Genomic DNA, 16,599 nt, shown 5'->3' on the forward strand with positions numbered 1-16,599 from the left:
GTACATCGAGAGGGGGATTCGATTGGACGATCAAGCGATTATCGATTTGTATTGGAGGCGTTCCGAGCGAGCGATTGAGGCGACGGCGCAAAAGTACGGCGGCTATTGTCATACGATTTCCTATAACATTTTGCATAGCCGGGAGGACGCGGACGAGTGCGTCAATGACACGTACATGAAGGCGTGGCAAGCAATTCCGCCGACACGTCCAGCGCGGTTCGCTGCCTACTTGGCAAAGCTGGTCCGGAACGTCGCGCTCCACAAGTATGAGAAAGCGAACGCCAAGAAGCGTGGAGCGGGGCAAGTCCCGCTTATCGCGAGCGAGCTCGAGCACTGTCTCGCCGCCTCCGCCGCGACCGATTCGGAAATCGTCGAGTTGTTGAACGACTTTTTGGCCCAGTTGCCGCAAGAGACCCGGCAGATTTTCATGGGGCGTTACTTTCACTTTCAGTCGATCAAGGATATCGTGAAGATACGCAACGTGAGCGAGAGCAAGGTGAAAATGGTGCTGCTTCGGACACGGAACGACTTGAAGCAAGTACTCGAAGCGGAAGGGGTGGCGCTATGAGGCTCACACGTTTGATGGGGGACGTCGATGACCGTTTCGTCGAGGAATCGATGGAAGTCGAGGGAGAGAAACGGAGACATAGGCGTTGGATGGGCGATCTCATCGCTGTCGCTGCCGTCACACTCTTTGCCGTGACATGGGATGGGTTTAAAGAACAGATCCCGCTGTCGGACAGCTCGAGCAATATGTCGGTCGCGTATATCGATGAAAAGGACATCGATGTCGGGATGTCGTCGGCAAACCTGATCGAGATGAGTGAAGATGAACTGTTCTCGAAATGGGAGCCTGTCGTGGTGCGAGGCGTCGTCAAACAGATTGACCACATCGAGCTCGATTTCAACGGACAAGAGGAATATCAGTCGATCGTGACGATCGGCGTGACAGACGTCTATCGGGGCGAGGTTGAGCCGGGGAGTGAGATGAAAGTACTCACCGTTGCAGGTGTCGGTTCGAAAGTGCTTCAGTCGGATGCGGACATCATCTCCGAGCTTCGCCTCGGCATGGAAGGGATTTTTATGCCGAGACTGCATGACACTTCCCACGTCTGGTCACAAAACGGGGCCACGCTTCAAGTCATGGATGTGAGTGATTACGGCTTTCCGGACGGTGAGCGATACATGTTCCTGAACACGGACGAAGGGCTCGTCTTCAGTCGAGACGCCTATCCGTCGCTACGTGGGGCTGAAACACTCGATGACGTAGAGGCGTTCATGATGGACCGGTTCCGTTAACGGGAAGGGATATATAGGAGAGGGGAGACTACGATGACAGAACAGAGTTGGCGAGCGTCGGGTGTAGGACTCGGACTAGTGTTTGGAGCGGGGATTGGCATCATCAGTTCGCTCCTACTCGGATTTGAATTGGTGTATGGGATTGCGACAGGAACAGCACTCGGCTATCTCATCGGACTCGTGGTGTCATTGACAACTCGGGCGTGAGAAGTGAAAAGCGTAAAAATAATCAACCTCACCGATGATGGGAGATTGATGAATTCTATGAAGATTAAAGCTGAAACTTACTTACACGAATGAGGCTCCATCAATTGGTCTAAAAAATCACATGATTTTAAACTCAGAAGGGGGAAATCATATGGACCGCACCATCACCGTGAAAGGCACAGGGAAAGTATCGGCCAAGCCTGATTTGATTGTCGTGAGAATGGATTTAACGTCACGAGCTGTCCGCTATGAGGAGACGATGAACGGGGCGGCACTCGCCGTCACGCGGCTGCAAAAGGCAGTCGAGCAGGCCGGATTCGAGAAGGCAGCGCTCAAAACGACCGACTTCTCGATCGACACCGACTATGAGAGCTACCGCGACAAACAAGGCAACTACAAGTCTCGGTTCCGGGGTTACGTCTGTCAGCAGAAGACGAAGCTCGAGTTTCCGCTCGATACGAAACAGTTGTCCGCGGTCATCGAACACGTCAGCAACTCGTTAGCCGAACCGAAGCTGTCCATCTCGTTCACGATCAAGGATGCGGATTCGGTTCAAGATGAACTGCTCGCGAGCGCGGCGGCGAACGCGCGCCATCGGGCCGAACTGTTGGCGAAAGGGGCCGGGGCGACGCTAGGCGATTTGCTTCAAATCGACTATACGTGGGGCGAGCTCCATCTTTATTCGCCGACGCGTCTCACACTTCATGACGAGGTGCTCTTCTCGGAGGCGGCGATGCCGGAACTCGAACCGGACGAGATTGACTTGAGCGACTCGGCGACGTTCGTGTGGGCGATTCGATGAGACGTGTCATCGGATTGGTGCTATTGTTTCTATCCATCTCCTTGTCGGCCCAAGCTTTGTCGTGGGCGTATGCGTTCGTCGTGTTGGACGGACGGGTGTATGAGGTGATGGATGTCGCCGTATTGGAGGGCGACTTAGGTGAGGTCGTCGGTGAAGTGAGGACGATGGCCGACGATATGGACGGCAGCTATCACGGGGACGCCTCGAACATGTATCCGATCGGGACGACCTATCGGAAAGTGAACGGGGAAGCGATTGAGGACGTGCTCGCGGTCGAGGACGAGGCTGGGTGGAAGCGGGCCGAGTATCGGCATGACGCTCCGTTCAGCATGCGTGACCATTTGGATAAGGTGGCGTATGGGGCGCTTGCTGTCGGTGTGATCGTCTTTGTGTCTATACGTGTGAAGAAAAGACATGAAAATTAAATGAATCCATGATGAGGTTCGGTTCATTAAGGGAACAGTCAACTGTAGACGTGTCGTGTTTTCGTGTAATGGAGGGATTCCCTATGAAAATCCTCATCATCTTTGACTCGATGTACGGGTGTACCGAAAAAGTCGCATATGCCATCAAGGACGGGTTCGGCGACTTACACCGCGTCGACATCATGCAGATCAGCCACGTCGGATACGGCGACCTCGCCAACCTTGATTTGTTCATCGTTGGTTCGCCGACGCATGGCGGGCGCGAGACTGAGGACGTGAAAACCTTTTTAGACGGCCTGTCGGATCATGCGCTCCGAGGCATCCGTGCTGCGGCGTTTGATACGAGCATGGCTGAAGAAGACCAAGGCTTTTTCGTCGGTAAAATCGTCAAATGGTTCGGCCACGCCTCGACCCGGATCGAGCAGCTCTTGTTGGACAAAGGAGCAGAACCGGTGTTGAAAGAATCGTTCATCGTCCTTGATAAAGAAGGTCCACTCAAAGACGGAGAGCTCGAGCGGGCGACCGAATGGGCTCGTCACTTGATGGACAAATAATCTGGCGTGTTCCTTATGGGACGCGTCTTTTTTGACGCGGAATTGTCCGAAGCGTTCGCAAAACGGGTAAATATAAGGGTAGCTCTTTTGTATGGAACGGAGGGAGAATGATGAAAAAATGGGAACGTGACGTCCTCATGGGTTGGATTGTCGTCTTGTTGGTGCTCGTTGCGCATTATGTGATCACGGTATCGCTCGGAAACACGTATTTTGCCGAGTCGACGATGAATCGGATGCTTTGGCTCAGTAGCTTCCCGGCCTTTTTGATTGCCTTTCTCGCAGCCCTCTTCCAAAAAACGAACACGCTCATGCTCGCCGTGCGTCGTGGCGTCATCTGGACGGCCGAACTTGTCGTCGGCTTCTCGCTCGTCGCCTGGTTTTTCCGGGCGTTCGAGACGCTGTTCGTGTCTCCGGGCGCGTATTGGGTGTTCGGAGCGGTCCTACTCGCACCGCTCGTCTATTTGTTCGAGTTCCGCCGTCAGAACCGGGGCACGAAGGCCGGTGCCCACTAAGCGTAGAAAACGTCTCCTCAAGGGGGCGTTTTTAGTCTGGCCAGGAATGGGAATGGGATACAGAAGATTAGAATGGAGGGAGTCACTATGAGTCAGTATTTTTCATCATCATACGAAGAGTCGCGTGAGAAGTTTCTCGCCCTGCTCGACCGCGTCAAACCCTATTATCCGACGGCCCGCGTGATGTCCCACTCAATCGGCGAGGATACGATTGATGTCATCATCGGTGAACCTGCGGGATCACGCGAAGCGGTGCTTCTCATGACAGTCGGGGAGCACGGCATCGAAGGGTACGCCGGGGCCGCCGTGACACACCAGTTCGTCGAGACGCAACTTGAAAACCTTCGGCACGAGTCGACCGGCATCTGTCTCATCCATGCCGTCAATCCGTGGGGAATGAAACACTTCCGCCGCGTCAATGAACATAACGTCGACTTGAACCGAAACTATGTCATCGACCGGGAATCACTCCCGCGTAACGTCAATAAAGAGTATGAAGTCATGCGGCACTTGTTTGTCCCGGACGGCGTCATCGATGACTACCATGAATCGCGCGAACATATCTACTCGTTCCTCGGTTCTGGTATCAAGCTCGACGGGTTTGACGCGATGACCGAGGCGAAAGGCATGGGACAGTATCAGTTCCCGAAAGGTGTCTATTACGGCGGCGAGTCAGATGAACCGTCCGCCATCTTTTTAAAGGAGTTTCAGCACGATTTGCTCGACCGCTACGACCGCGTCATCCACATGGATTGGCACACGGCGCTCGGTCCGACGAACGAGGTGACGATGGTCATCAGTGAACGGGACGGGCGTGATGCGGACGAACTGAAGCGGACATACGGATTGAAAAATATCCAGACGTATGACCCGACCGACGTCCTCGGAGACTCGACGAACCATTTTTATTACGTACGGGACACGCACTATCCGGGCAAACAACTCGTCTCGGCGTTGTTCGAGTTCGGGACATTCGGGACGTCGACGAAAGCGACGATTCGCGAGTTTTTGACGATTATTCTCGAGAACCGGCTCTACTTTGAAGGAACGAAAGACCCGGAAGCCCGCAACGGCATTCGAAAAGAATTCATGGCCATGTTTTATCCGGAAGATGAGTCGTGGCGGACGTCCGTATTACGCGAAGGAGCGGCGGCGATTGAGCATGTCTTGAAAGCCGAATCGCTCTGGCGCGACAGTTGACAGGTTTCCACTTCGGTCAAACGGGAAAAAGTGGGTTGTGGGCAAACACGCACGCCGCTCAACAATCCAACTGGGGGTTTGACCAATGGGGAACTATATTACAGCACATGATGGAACGAGCATTTACGTGGAAGACGTCGGGACAGGCGATGCCGTCGTATTCTTGCACGGCTGGCCGGCAAACAACAACATGTTCGAGTATCAAAAGAATGCGTTGCTCGAAGCAGGCTACCGTTACGTCGGGATCGACTATCGTGGCTACGGCAAGTCGGATGCACCGGCGACAGGTTATGACTATGCGACGATGGCGTCGGACGTGCACATGGTCGTTGACGGTCTTGGCATCAAAGATTTCACGCTCGTCGGCTTCTCGATGGGTGGGGCAATCGCCATCCGTTACGCCGTCGACTTCCCGGATGACGGGTTGAAGAAACTTGTCCTGTCAGGTGCTGCGGCACCGGTGTTCACGCAACGTCCGGACTATCCGTACGGTATGACGCAAGCTGAGGTCGATGCGTTGATTGAAGACACGTTGAAAGACCGACCGAAGATGCTCGAAGGGTTCGGTGAGATTTTCTTCGAGAAAGAACATTCGAAACCGATGCAAAACTGGTTCCATCATCTGTCGCTCGTCGCGTCGAGTCACGGGACAATCGCTTCGGCGAAAGCACTCCGAGATGAAGATTTGCGCGAAGACTTGCCGAAAGTCAATGTCGAGACGCTTATCATCCATGGCGTGCATGACAAGATTTGTCCGTTCGAGTTCGCGCTCGAGATGGAAAAAGGGATCCCGAACTCCCGCATCGAGCGGTTCGAGGAGAGCGGTCACGGTACCGTCCTCGACGAGATGGCCAAGTTCAACAAGACGTTGCTCGAATTTATTTGAGTGTGTGACAAGCCTAGGACGTTCCTAGGCTTTTTTTGATGGCCATCTGTAGCATGTTTGTTACGGTTTTTGAGGCTAGAATGACTTCTAGTCGGGTATAGCTACAGTGAAGCCGTTTCGGGTGATTCCGTTTAGATTGGTCAACAATATATGTGAGACAAGAGGTTTGAATCACGGTCAAGATTGGCTTTGTAGAAGCCGCTCCGGGCCGTGCCTGTTTGTGTGTTGTCACACAATGCGAATAGCTTGTCTGGAAACGCTTCATCAGAAAAATGAAATGAACCTCCTTTTGACAGAACAGATGCAGATTAGATGGTCAATTTGTGCTGACTAGACCCTAATACATGGTACAATGAAGAGGTGGATTTTTAGATTGAGGAGAGATTGTACATGAATATCGCTTTCTTTTTATATCCGAAAGAAGACGTCAAATATCTAGACCCGGAATCGACGGTGCGTCAAGCGCTCGAGAAGATGAAGCATCATCGCTTCACCTCGGTGCCGCTCGTATCCGAGAACGGCTTTTACGCCGGGACGATGACGGAAGGGGATTTGCTCTGGGCACTCGCCGAACAGCTTCGCGGGGAAGAAGACTACGAAAAAGTGCTCCGGACACGGTTGAAAGATATCAAGCAACGCGTACGGTATAAGCCGGTCGCCATCACGGCGCAAATCGAGGAGCTCGTCGATGCGATCACGGATCAAAACTTCGTGCCGGTCGTCGATGACGGGAAGTATTTCATCGGTATCATCCGGCGCCGCGACATCATCGAGTACTACTCGACGAAGTTGCAACAGCTCGAGAATAAAGTGAACTGAACGAACGGACCAACCTGTGTGAAAGCAGGTTGGTTTTTGTATGTGTGAGTACAAGCAACGGGGAGGCGAGCTATAGATGGAAGCGCGAGTCATTGAATCGATTGAACTATGGTTTCAAGAGGCAGGGTCTGAGGAAGCGGTGAACTTCATCGATTTCATGCTGTTTATGAATGAGTCCGCCTATTCTTTGCTTCATCAAGACACGTTACATGGCATCTTCACCTATCAGGTCCGCTACCAAGACGGGACCTCTCAGTCCGTCTCGTACGATAAAGACGAGTGGGTCGCCCATGAACGGAATGAATGGCAAACCGGTATGAACGGCGGTGAGTGGGTATGGTGGCTCATCGAACGATGGCGTTTTGTCGTGGAGTGGCGCAGTGGTCGGGACTTCCGGTCGGGTGACGAGATAGAAGAGAACTTCTATGGGATGATCCCATACGGTGAAATTCAAGACCTCGATATTCTTCTATATAAGATTATTGAAAATGATGCCCTCAACACAAAAGCATTGATCAAAGAGGGGTATTACCATGACCCGCTGCTGCATGAATGGATTGTCATTCCCGAGTCGACGGAGAGCTTACGGCCGCTCGTCTTGGCCGTCTGTTACAACGAAGGAATCACCGAGACACCCCTAACTATCGAGCGGATTGAAGTGACGTTCACCGATGTGACGACAGGAGCGGTCCAATCACTTGCGAGTGCACTCGAAGCGTATGAGAAACCGGCAGATCTCGAATTAGATGATATGAGGTATCGCCATGACATGTTTTATCGCGACGAGTCCATTCAAGGGACGATTCGTTATGAGGTGACGTATCAAGGCGGAAGGGTCCAATTCGTCGAGCATGACAAATCAGAAATGTTCATGGATTGGGACATGGCGTTGATCAATTGGTTTTTCGAGCATTGGCGAAAACTGTACGAAGCTTATGCCGAAAAATCGTTTCCATCAGGTCGACCGTTGCAACGCTTTGAATCGGGCTATGATTATTGGAAAGCCAGACTGTCACCGGAAGCGTGGGACGAGCTCATTCATTCAACAGACCCTTTTGACCAGCGGCTTTTAACGGATCGGAAACCGCATGACGAGATTCAAAGAGCAAAAGAACAGTTTGAGATGATGTTCCATCAAACAGCGGAACTCCATCTCGAAAATTTGCGTCACGGATTCTATGTTGATCACCTATTGGAACAACGCATCGACGTCGAAAGTTCGTTCGATGCTGTGATTGCGCTTTACGAAGAAATATCCGAGGCAGAGCAGAAAAGGCGAACGAGGGAGCAACTGCTTTATGGGGAAAAGGATGAAGGCAAACTTGATTGATTGAATAAAGGCTATGGAAAAATAGGGACATTCCTTATACTTGTACGTATAGAGTCAAGACATACAATGAAGGAGTGACAATGAATGGCGATGCCCGATCTGCATATGCTGCGTGAATCGCTCAAACCGGATTGTGCGAATTGTTTCGGTCTCTGTTGTGTGGCGTTCCACTACTTGAAATCTGAGGATTTCCCCATGGATAAACCCGCAGGACAGCCGTGTGTCCATTTGGCAGATTCGTATGCCTGCAACATCCATTCCGAACTGCGTGAGCGGGGCTTCAAAGGATGTACGGTGTACGACTGTCTCGGGGCCGGGCAGTTCGTGTCACAAGTGACGTTTCACGGACGAAGCTGGCGGGAGGGGGAGGTCGATGGGACGCGCATGTTCGCGACGGTGCCAATCATGAGCCAAGTCCATGAGCTGTTGCTCTACATCACTGACATCCTGACCCGGGAGATCCCTGAGCACGATGCTCGGTTACTCGAGACGTTATTGGAAGAGCTACTGGCTTTCCGTGAGTTGCCGCCTGAACAGTTGACCGGGACGGCGCTGATGGCATTCCGACAACAAGTCCGCCCGTTGTTCGTCCGACTCAGTCAGCACATACGTGCGGAAGGATTGAAACAGGACGGCCTGACGTTGACGTCACGACACGAGCAAGATCGGGCCGATTTGATTGGACGAAACGTGAGTCAGCGTGACGTGAGAGGCACGTGTTATCGAGGCGCCTTGTTGATTGGTGCTAACTTACGTGGGAAAGACCTGTCCTATGTCGATTTCATGGGGGCAGACGTGCGAGATTTGGACGTGCGAGGAGCAACGTTGACTGATAGTCTGTTTTTGACACAGATGCAAGTGAACGCGATGAAAGGGGACCGGCAGACAAGACTGGCACCCGTTTACACGCGACCGAGCCACTGGCTGTAACGCAAGAGACGACTTCCATGTAGGAAAGTCGTCTTTTTTGAGTACATGAGTATTACGAAAGCGGTGGGAAATGGGGGAGCACATATTCACCAAGCTCCTCGATGACCTCGTCTGGGTCATACCCCAAATTGACATTGAGTCTGACCTGAATCGTGCCAATCACTGAGCACTTGTTGCTGGGAAAATGGGGACTGGGATAATACTTCCAACCGATTTTGGATATGATGTGTGCCTGGGGAAGACGTGATCTCCTGACGAAACGGTTGCTCGTGCCGAGCAGCCGTTTTTTGTTGCCTTATGTCGGGTACAGTCTCAAGAGACAAAGGAGGGGGCAACTATGGATATGTTGACATATCGATTTGAAGATGACGGCTCGATTCCGAACAATCCAGATTTTCCGGTGCTGTTATATCGGGGCGTGTTCGACGAGACGGACGGCATGCAGGCGACGTTTGAACATAACGGCTGGGGGAACAGCTGGGTGAACGGCGTGTTCGATTACCATCACTACCACAGTAATACGCATGAAGTGCTGGGCGTGAAGTCGGGCCGGGCGACGGTCCAACTCGGCGGTGCGACGGGAGACCTCGTTTCACTTGAAATGGGAGACGTCTTGATTTTACCGGCCGGGACGGGACATCGCCGTCTCGAGGCGAGTGCAGACTTCGCCATCGTCGGTGCGTATCCGGACGGGCGCGACTACGATACGTTGACCGGGAAACCGGGAGAACGACCGGACAATATCCTACGCATCGAACGAGTCGACAAACCGGCGACCGATCCTGTTTTCGGGACGACCGGACCGTTACATGAACAATGGACGAAGGAGGAGATGGCATGAACCGCATACCACACACATTGATTTTGGCGGCACTGAAACAACACGTGGCTGAACTGCCGGACGGCCGTGAAATGAGAGTCCTTGGGCAAGGCACGTGGCGCATGGGGGAAGACGAATCGAAACGGGATGCCGAGATCGAGGCACTCCGGACGGGACTCGACTGCGGATTACACGTCATCGATACGGCGGAGATGTACGGGGAAGGAAAATCGGAGGCGCTCGTCGGCGAAGCAATCCAAGACCGGCGGGAAGACGTGTTCCTCGTGTCGAAAGTGTATCCACATAACGCCGGGGGCGACAAACTGGTCCAGGCGTGTGACGCCACGCTCGAACGGCTAGGTACCGATTATCTCGACCTCTATTTGCTCCATTGGCGCGGGAACATCCCGCTCGAGGAGACGGTCGATGGGCTCGAACAGTTGAAGGCGGACGGGAAGATCCGGGCGTGGGGCGTGTCGAACTTTGATGTCGACGATATGAAGGAGTTGCTCGCCTTGCCGAACGGGAAACATTGCGCCGTCAACCAAGTGCTGTATCATCTCGGCAGCCGCGGCGTCGAATACGACTTGTTGCCATTTTTACAGGAGCAAGGCATCCCGATGATGGCTTACGCCCCACTCGCCGAAGGAAGCGATGTGAAAGAGAAAGTCTTCAACGATGAGACGGTAAACCAGATCGCCAAAGCGTACAGTGCGACACCGGCCCAAACCTTGCTCGCGTGGACAGTGCGGAGTGGCAACGTCATCGCCATCCCGAAAGCAGGGCAGAAAGCCCACGTCGAAGAGAACGGCGCGGCGATGCTTCTCAACCTGAGCGAGGATGACTTCAATGCGCTCGACGAGGCGTTCCCGCCACCGAGTGGGAAAGAACCGTTAGATGTGATTTGAAGACCACAGGCGAGCTCACTGGCTCAACTGTTGTTGCGCCTTCATCTGAATGTATTCCTAAGCAAGCACGAGAAAACCCACTCACACTGACGTGAGTGGGTTCGTTTTAGTTCGCTAACGGATGCTTCAACAGGTAGTCTTCAATCTGTCCAATCGTCTGTTTCAACACGCCGTCCTCAAACGGCGACTTGAGTCCGGCCAACTCGACGAGCTCGAGGAACGAGCGGCTGCCGCCGGCTTGGCAGAGCGTGAGGTAATCGCTCCACGCTGCTTCACGGTCTTCATGCATGCGCACCCAGAACTGGAAGGCACACACTTGCGCGAGCGTGTAGTCGATATAGTAGAACGGGCTTTGGAAGATGTGCCCTTGTTGGTGCCACCAAGCTCCTGACTCGAGATAACCGTTCGTCTCATAGTCACGGTGCGGGAGGTACACTTTTTCAAGGTCACGCCATGCCTGGCGACGCTCAGCGGCCGTCATTTCTGGGTTGCGGTAGACGACGTGCTGGAACTCATCGACGAGGACGCCGTATGGCAAGAATGTGATGCTTCCGGCCAAGTGATTGAACTTGTACTTGTCGACTTGGTCGCCGAAGAATAGCTCCATCCACGGCCAGCAGAAGAATTCCATCGACATCGAGTGAATCTCGCACGCCTCGTATGTCGGGAACGCGTATTCTGGCGTCGTCAAATGACGGCTCTCGTACACTTGGAAGGCGTGACCGACCTCATGTGTGAGCACGTCGATGTCGCCGGCCGTCCCGTTGAAGTTCGAGAAGATGAACGGGAGACCTTCTGACGGGAGGTACGTGCAGTACCCGCCACCGGACTTGCCCGGTTTCGCCGTAAGATCGAGAGCGCCGCGCTGTTGCATGAACTGGAAGAACTCGTCCGTCTCTTTCGAGAGTTCGCGGTACATCGTGTTCCCGCCCTCGATGATAAACGCCTCGTCGCCTTTCGGTGTCGCGTTGCCGTCCGGGAAGACGAACGACTCGTCGTAGTACGTGAGCGTGTCGACACCGATCCGTTTCGCCTGCTTCTCTTTTAACGTCGTCGCGAGCGGGACGATGATGTCGCGCACTTGCTTGCGGAAGTTGTCGACGTTTGACTCGTCATAGCCGACACGTTGCATCCGGGCGTAACCGAGCTCAACGAACGACGGGAAGCCGAGCGTGTGAGCGATGTCGGTCCGGACGCGTACGAGTTCACCATAAATGCGGTCGAGTTCGTCGCCGTTGTCGGCGAGATATGTATAACGGGCCTCGGACGCCGCTTTTCGAACTGAACGGTCAGGAGATTGCAGATACGGGCCGAACTGGGACAAGTTGAGCGTCTTGCCATCGAATTCGATTTGGGCCGCCGACATGACCTTCTGATAAGCGGTCGTCAATCGGTTCTCTTCCTGTAGTTTCGGGATGAGCGACTCTTCGAACGTCTTGAGCGCGCGCTCGGCGAGTTCGAATAACTGGCTGCCCCATTCCTGTTCGAGTTGGCTGCGGAGGTCGTGCTCGGTCAAGACGCGATAATACGCTTGTACTTCTTTCTCGTACACCGGCAAGGCATCGTCAAAAAACGTCTGCTCGGCCTCGTAGAACGCATCGCGCGTGTCGATCGAGTGGCGGATCGAGACGAGCTGACTTTGCGTCTCGAATTCGTTCCGTTCCTGGTTGATTTGGCGAATCAATTCGTTCGCTTCCTCGAGTGTGCTGGCTTGTTGCAATTCGACTGAATAGTCCGACAATCGGCTGTTTAGAGCCTCCAAATTGGGCCGTTCATATGACAATTTTGTGAAAGTCGTCATTGTAAGCGCCTCCATCGTGTGAAATTTTTATAAAGTGTAAAAAGGGCTTGCAAAAGCGGTTGCACACTCGTATTCTTACGATGTGTAAACGAATTCGCACTACCTTATTACAACTATACCGTTTCTAGGGTAGGGATTGAAGAGGAAGCTTTTCGGGTATAAAAGCTAAGACTTTGATTAACAGAACATGTTGGAGGGATTAAGCTATGGGATTCTTTAAAAAACTATTCGGTGGTAAAGAAGAACAACTTAACGCGGTTTCACCGCTTACAGGGAAGGTCATTGACATCACAAACGTTCCTGACCAAGTGTTCTCGCAAAAAATGATGGGTGACGGTATCGCCGTCGAACCGACAGATGGTAAAGTCGTTTCGCCGGTCAACGGTACAATCGCGACTGTCTTCCCGACAAAACACGCGATTGGGATCAACGCTGACAACGGTGCCGAGTACTTGATTCACATCGGTCTCGACACGGTCAACCTTAAAGGTGAAGGCTTCGAAACGCACGTGACAGAAGGTCAAGCGGTTAAAGCTGGCGACACGCTCGTCACATTCGACCTCGACTTCATCAAAGCGAACGCGCCGTCGACGATCACACCAGTGATCATCACGAACCACGACAGCTTTGGCGTCAACAAACTCGTTGCTGAAGGCGACACGGTCACAGCCGGTTCTTCAGAAGTCGTCGAATTGACGAAAAAATAAGTTGCACATTTTACTCGGAGGCATACGCTTCTGAGTATTTTTTTATGGATTCGGGAACTATACTAAGAAGAGAGGGGGAGAGACACATGGATGGAAAGAACGCACCGTATCGGGGGTATGGGGATCGGATTCGAATTTTACGTGAGCGGGCCGGCATCTCGGTCGAGGCACTCGCCGACCGCATCGGCGTCGCCCCGTACTTTATTCGCCGGACCGAGCTGAGTGAAGTCTACCCGACGATGCCTTACATAGAGGCGCTCGCCGAGGCGCTCAAGATCGACGCGAACTATTTGGCCCGCCATATTTGGACGGGTGAGTCGCTCAAAGTGCTCATGAAAGGAACGGTCCCGGAGCTCGAACAGATGAAGCTCGCCTACGATGAGGCGATGCACGGCAAGTCGACCGAGGACATGCAACGTCAGCTCGAGGCGCGCATGCGCATCTTCGACTTGATGCACGAGGAAGAACTCCGTCGCATCTTTGCCGAAGACGAGGAACCGACGTCACATCAAGCGCTCGAGGCGCTCGTCGATGCTGTGCTCGACCTAGGCCGCTCGCACGAACCGACGCAACGGATTGTTCCGTTCGCTCGCTATATCGAGCAGCTCGTACCGGACCAGTTCGTCGACAACTCGTTCCAATACACGGAGTTCGGGGTCATCGCTAAATCGTATAAATTGCAGTGACAGCCGTGGGAGACCACGGTTTTTGCATACAAAAACAGCCGCTCCGAGGAACGGCTGTTTTCTGTTAACGCGCCATGCGCGCGTCGTAGCGTACTTTCGGTCGTGTCCCGGCAAGTAGGAAGCCGAGCACGATATTGAGAATCGTGAGCACCCAACCGACGTAACCGAACGTGTAGGCGAGGCTCGCGAGCATCGTCTGCCAGTCGAGTAAGGACGCGGCGTCACCACGAACGCTGAAGCGGATCGCGGTGAATCCGATGAGCGTCGTCGCCGTGATCAAGATGCCGATCCACGCGCCGCCGAAACGGGACGTCTCCGGACGACGGCTGACCGGATACCAAAAAGCGAGCGTCCCGAGGAACGTGCTTCCTGCGTATGCGAGCAAGACTTGCCACAGCGCATCGGCGTCCAAGAAGACGGTATAACAGATGAACGTCGTGAGCGTCGTCATGAAAGTAAAGATTAAAGCTGCGAGTAATCGTGATCGCATAGTTCGTTTCCTCCTCATTTTGCACATTCTTTAGAGTATACGAAAACGAAAATGCTGTAAACGTTATTGTCGATTCTGTAATATTTGTCGCCATTGTTTAATCGCATTGTTGCCGTAGAACAAGACACCGCCGCGATAAAATTTCGAGCCGACCCACAAAATCACACCGATCGTGGCGATCATGATGCCAATCGATAACGCGACTTCCCACACAGGCACGTCGACGAGCATGACGCGAAGGAACATGAGCATCGGCGTGAAGAACGGCACGTACGACAGGATTGTGACGATCGGAGCCTCCGGATTGTTCAAGCCGAACATAGCGGCGAGGAACCCGGCGACGAGCAGCATGATAACTGGCATCGTCATCTGTTGCGACTCCTCGACCCGGCTGACGAGCGATCCGAGCACGGCGAACATGGCCGCATAGAGCAGGTAGCCGAGCGTGAAGAAAGTCAACAGATAGACGACGGCGCGGACGTTGCCGGCGTTGTCGATGACGGACTGGGCCATCTCGTTGCTACGAGCGCTGAAGTAACCGAAGCCGAGGAAGATGGCGATTTGGAGCAGGGCGAGCGTCCCGATAGCCGAGATTTTAGCGAGCATGTGCGTCACCGGATGTGTCGTCGAGATGATGAGCTCCATGACACGCGACGATTTCTCGGTCGTGACCTCGGTCGAGATCATCGATCCGTACGTGATGATTGAGATGTAGAGCAACATGAGCATGACGTAGACGAAGGCGAACGACGAGAACAGCTCGTCCGAGTTTTCTCCGCCGCGGCCGAGATACGATTCCTCGACCGTCACGGGTTCATTCAACGCCGCGAGGACGGTTGGGTCGATGTTCGACGCCTCAATCAGCTCGGCGTTCCGGACTTCCCGCAGCGCCGTCTGTAGTACCGTCGTGAAATCCGGTTCCGGCCGTTCCGAGAGGACGCGGGCCGAGTCCTCTTCGATGAAGGCGACGATCTCATAGTCCCCGTTATCGAGCCCGGCACGTGCCTCGGACTCGCTGATGGACGCCGACTCGATATCTTCATAGCCGAGAGACTGCATGAGCGTCGTCAGTTCGTTATTGTCGGTGACGAGGATGGCTTGCGCCTGGTCAGTGTCCTCGAAGTTCGCGAGCAAGCGGTCGATGTTCGTAAAACCGAAGATGAACAGGATTGTCAACAGCGTCGAGATGAGGAACGCCTTCGAGCGCAGTTTCGAGCGTAACGTGAACGAGTAGAGTGGTCCGAAGTTATGAAACATGTTGGCCGACCTCCTTGATGAAGATGTCGTTTAATGAAACGGGCTGGCGCATGAACGTCTTGATGGCGGCCCCGTTCACCACGAGGGCACCGAGCACCGCGTCGCTGTCGTCGAACGAGTCGAGGCGGACGAAGTGGCCATCTTTATATGGCTCGACCGCCCGGACGACCGGGAGGGCTTGCAGCAGGTCCGGTCGATCGGTTTCAATGAACAGTACCGGCTCCTCATAGCGTGTCTTGATTGTAGGTACGTCGCCGCTGACGACGGCACGTCCACCTTTCAAGATGCCGATATGTTGGCACAACTCCTCGACGTGCTCCATCCGATGGCTCGAGAAGACGATTGTCGTCCCGGCGTCACGGAGGGCGAGCACTTCACGCTTTAAAATCTCGACGTTGACCGGGTCGAGTCCGCTGAACGGTTCATCGAGAATGAGCAGCTCCGGGTTGTGGAGCAGGGCGGCCACGAGTTGAATCTTTTGTTGGTTCCCTTTGGACAGTTGTTCGACGCGCATCGTTTCATACTGCGGGATTTCGAGCCGTTCGAGCCACGTCTTGACGGCTCGTTTCGCCTCGGCCTGCCGCATGCCTTTCAAGCTTGCTAAGAAGACGAGCTGGTCACGAACGGGTGACTTTGGATACAGGCCTCGTTCTTCCGGCAGATAGCCGACGATGCGATGGTCGACGTTGCGGCCATCCCACGTAATCGTTCCGGCACTCGGTTTGAGGATATCGAGAATCATGCGGAACGTCGTCGTCTTCCCGGCGCCGTTCGCCCCGAGCAGGCCGAACATCTCACCTTTCGGGACGTGGAAGCTCAAGTCATCGACGGCCGTGAAGTCGCCGAATTGTTTCGAGACACGATCGATTTGTAACGTCATCATATGTACCTCCTTATAAGTGTCTACTATTAGCGTACGCCATGCTGAGCAAAAAGTTTCACATTTCTTCGAAAATGATTTATCTT

Annotated in this window: 20 protein-coding genes; 16 read left to right on the plus strand and 4 right to left on the minus strand. The window is 53.7% G+C overall.

Annotated elements, in window-relative coordinates; genetic code table 11:
- The first annotated feature begins 22 nt into the window (after window positions 1–22).
- The 14 genes from ACZ2GZ_RS04005 (at window position 23) to ACZ2GZ_RS04070 (ending at window position 10,692) form a co-directional block, all read left to right on the plus strand.
- Window positions 23–568 carry an RNA polymerase sigma factor gene (locus tag ACZ2GZ_RS04005; RefSeq protein ID WP_029594969.1) on the plus strand — a complete coding sequence of 182 codons (546 nt, stop codon included), beginning with the start codon at window positions 23–25 and terminating at the stop codon, window positions 566–568.
- Entirely contained in the window at window positions 565–1,299 is a 735-nt protein-coding gene (locus tag ACZ2GZ_RS04010) for a hypothetical protein (RefSeq protein ID WP_029594970.1), read from the plus strand. The genes ACZ2GZ_RS04005 and ACZ2GZ_RS04010 overlap by 4 nt, the downstream gene beginning before the upstream one ends.
- Before the next feature lie 33 nt (window positions 1,300–1,332).
- Entirely contained in the window at window positions 1,333–1,506 is a 174-nt protein-coding gene (locus ACZ2GZ_RS04015; RefSeq protein ID WP_158001040.1) for a hypothetical protein, read from the plus strand.
- A 151-nt stretch (window positions 1,507–1,657) separates the two neighbouring features.
- Window positions 1,658–2,308: an SIMPL domain-containing protein gene (locus tag ACZ2GZ_RS04020; RefSeq protein WP_029594971.1), complete on the plus strand. Its 651-nt coding sequence runs from the start codon at window positions 1,658–1,660 to the stop codon at window positions 2,306–2,308.
- Complete coding sequence (locus ACZ2GZ_RS04025) at window positions 2,305–2,733, plus strand: hypothetical protein (protein WP_029594972.1); 429 nt, start codon at window positions 2,305–2,307, stop codon at window positions 2,731–2,733. Before ACZ2GZ_RS04020 ends, ACZ2GZ_RS04025 begins: the two co-directional genes overlap by 4 nt.
- Before the next feature lie 83 nt (window positions 2,734–2,816).
- Window positions 2,817–3,287: a flavodoxin family protein gene (locus ACZ2GZ_RS04030; protein ID WP_241764575.1), complete on the plus strand. Its 471-nt coding sequence runs from the start codon at window positions 2,817–2,819 to the stop codon at window positions 3,285–3,287.
- Between the two features lie 110 nt (window positions 3,288–3,397).
- Entirely contained in the window at window positions 3,398–3,799 is a 402-nt protein-coding gene (locus ACZ2GZ_RS04035; protein ID WP_029594974.1) for a hypothetical protein, read from the plus strand.
- Between the two features lie 87 nt (window positions 3,800–3,886).
- The gene (locus ACZ2GZ_RS04040; protein ID WP_029594975.1) at window positions 3,887–4,999 is read left to right on the plus strand and encodes a M14 family metallopeptidase; all 1,113 of its coding nucleotides are present in this window, start codon (window positions 3,887–3,889) and stop codon (window positions 4,997–4,999) included.
- Window positions 5,000–5,084: 85 nt separating this feature from the next.
- Window positions 5,085–5,885, plus strand: coding sequence for an alpha/beta fold hydrolase (locus tag ACZ2GZ_RS04045; protein ID WP_029594976.1), 801 nt, complete (start codon window positions 5,085–5,087; stop codon window positions 5,883–5,885).
- A 390-nt stretch (window positions 5,886–6,275) separates the two neighbouring features.
- Window positions 6,276–6,704, plus strand: coding sequence for a CBS domain-containing protein (locus tag ACZ2GZ_RS04050; RefSeq protein WP_021066516.1), 429 nt, complete (start codon window positions 6,276–6,278; stop codon window positions 6,702–6,704).
- A 76-nt stretch (window positions 6,705–6,780) separates the two neighbouring features.
- Window positions 6,781–8,034, plus strand: a complete 1,254-nt coding sequence (locus tag ACZ2GZ_RS04055) for a hypothetical protein (protein ID WP_470295572.1) — start codon at window positions 6,781–6,783, stop codon at window positions 8,032–8,034.
- Between the two features lie 195 nt (window positions 8,035–8,229).
- Window positions 8,230–8,964 carry a pentapeptide repeat-containing protein gene (locus ACZ2GZ_RS04060; protein ID WP_198922691.1) on the plus strand — a complete coding sequence of 245 codons (735 nt, stop codon included), beginning with the start codon at window positions 8,230–8,232 and terminating at the stop codon, window positions 8,962–8,964.
- A gap of 337 nt (window positions 8,965–9,301) precedes the next feature.
- Complete coding sequence (locus ACZ2GZ_RS04065; RefSeq protein WP_029594979.1) at window positions 9,302–9,805, plus strand: hypothetical protein; 504 nt, start codon at window positions 9,302–9,304, stop codon at window positions 9,803–9,805.
- The gene (locus ACZ2GZ_RS04070) at window positions 9,802–10,692 is read left to right on the plus strand and encodes an aldo/keto reductase (RefSeq protein ID WP_029594980.1); all 891 of its coding nucleotides are present in this window, start codon (window positions 9,802–9,804) and stop codon (window positions 10,690–10,692) included. The genes ACZ2GZ_RS04065 and ACZ2GZ_RS04070 overlap by 4 nt, the downstream gene beginning before the upstream one ends.
- A gap of 106 nt (window positions 10,693–10,798) precedes the next feature.
- Here the strand turns inward: ACZ2GZ_RS04070 and ACZ2GZ_RS04075 are convergent, their stop codons facing one another.
- The gene (locus tag ACZ2GZ_RS04075) at window positions 10,799–12,493 is read right to left on the minus strand and encodes a M3 family oligoendopeptidase (RefSeq protein ID WP_214714118.1); all 1,695 of its coding nucleotides are present in this window, start codon (window positions 12,491–12,493) and stop codon (window positions 10,799–10,801) included.
- 206 nt (window positions 12,494–12,699) lie between these two features.
- On the opposite strand from ACZ2GZ_RS04075, the gene ACZ2GZ_RS04080 reads away from it, so the two are divergent.
- Together ACZ2GZ_RS04080 and ACZ2GZ_RS04085 are read left to right on the plus strand one after the other, a co-directional pair.
- On the plus strand, window positions 12,700–13,200 hold the full coding sequence (locus ACZ2GZ_RS04080; RefSeq protein WP_029594982.1) for a PTS sugar transporter subunit IIA: 501 nt from the start codon (window positions 12,700–12,702) through the stop codon (window positions 13,198–13,200).
- 86 nt (window positions 13,201–13,286) lie between these two features.
- Window positions 13,287–13,886: a helix-turn-helix domain-containing protein gene (locus ACZ2GZ_RS04085; protein WP_029594983.1), complete on the plus strand. Its 600-nt coding sequence runs from the start codon at window positions 13,287–13,289 to the stop codon at window positions 13,884–13,886.
- Between the two features lie 64 nt (window positions 13,887–13,950).
- Here ACZ2GZ_RS04085 and ACZ2GZ_RS04090 read toward each other — a convergent pair whose 3' ends face one another.
- The 3 genes from ACZ2GZ_RS04090 to ACZ2GZ_RS04100 all read right to left on the minus strand — a co-directional run bounded on the left by ACZ2GZ_RS04090 (window position 13,951) and on the right by ACZ2GZ_RS04100 (window position 16,513).
- Window positions 13,951–14,376 (minus strand): hypothetical protein, encoded by a 426-nt coding sequence (locus ACZ2GZ_RS04090; protein ID WP_214714116.1) that lies wholly within the window; start codon window positions 14,374–14,376, stop codon window positions 13,951–13,953.
- Between the two features lie 63 nt (window positions 14,377–14,439).
- Entirely contained in the window at window positions 14,440–15,633 is a 1,194-nt protein-coding gene (locus tag ACZ2GZ_RS04095; protein ID WP_214714114.1) for an ABC transporter permease, read from the minus strand.
- Window positions 15,623–16,513, minus strand: coding sequence for an ABC transporter ATP-binding protein (locus ACZ2GZ_RS04100; RefSeq protein ID WP_214714112.1), 891 nt, complete (start codon window positions 16,511–16,513; stop codon window positions 15,623–15,625). The genes ACZ2GZ_RS04095 and ACZ2GZ_RS04100 overlap by 11 nt, the downstream gene beginning before the upstream one ends.
- Window positions 16,514–16,599: the final 86 nt, after the last annotated feature.

The sequence above is a fragment of the Exiguobacterium sp. KKT215 genome (assembly GCF_055635335.1).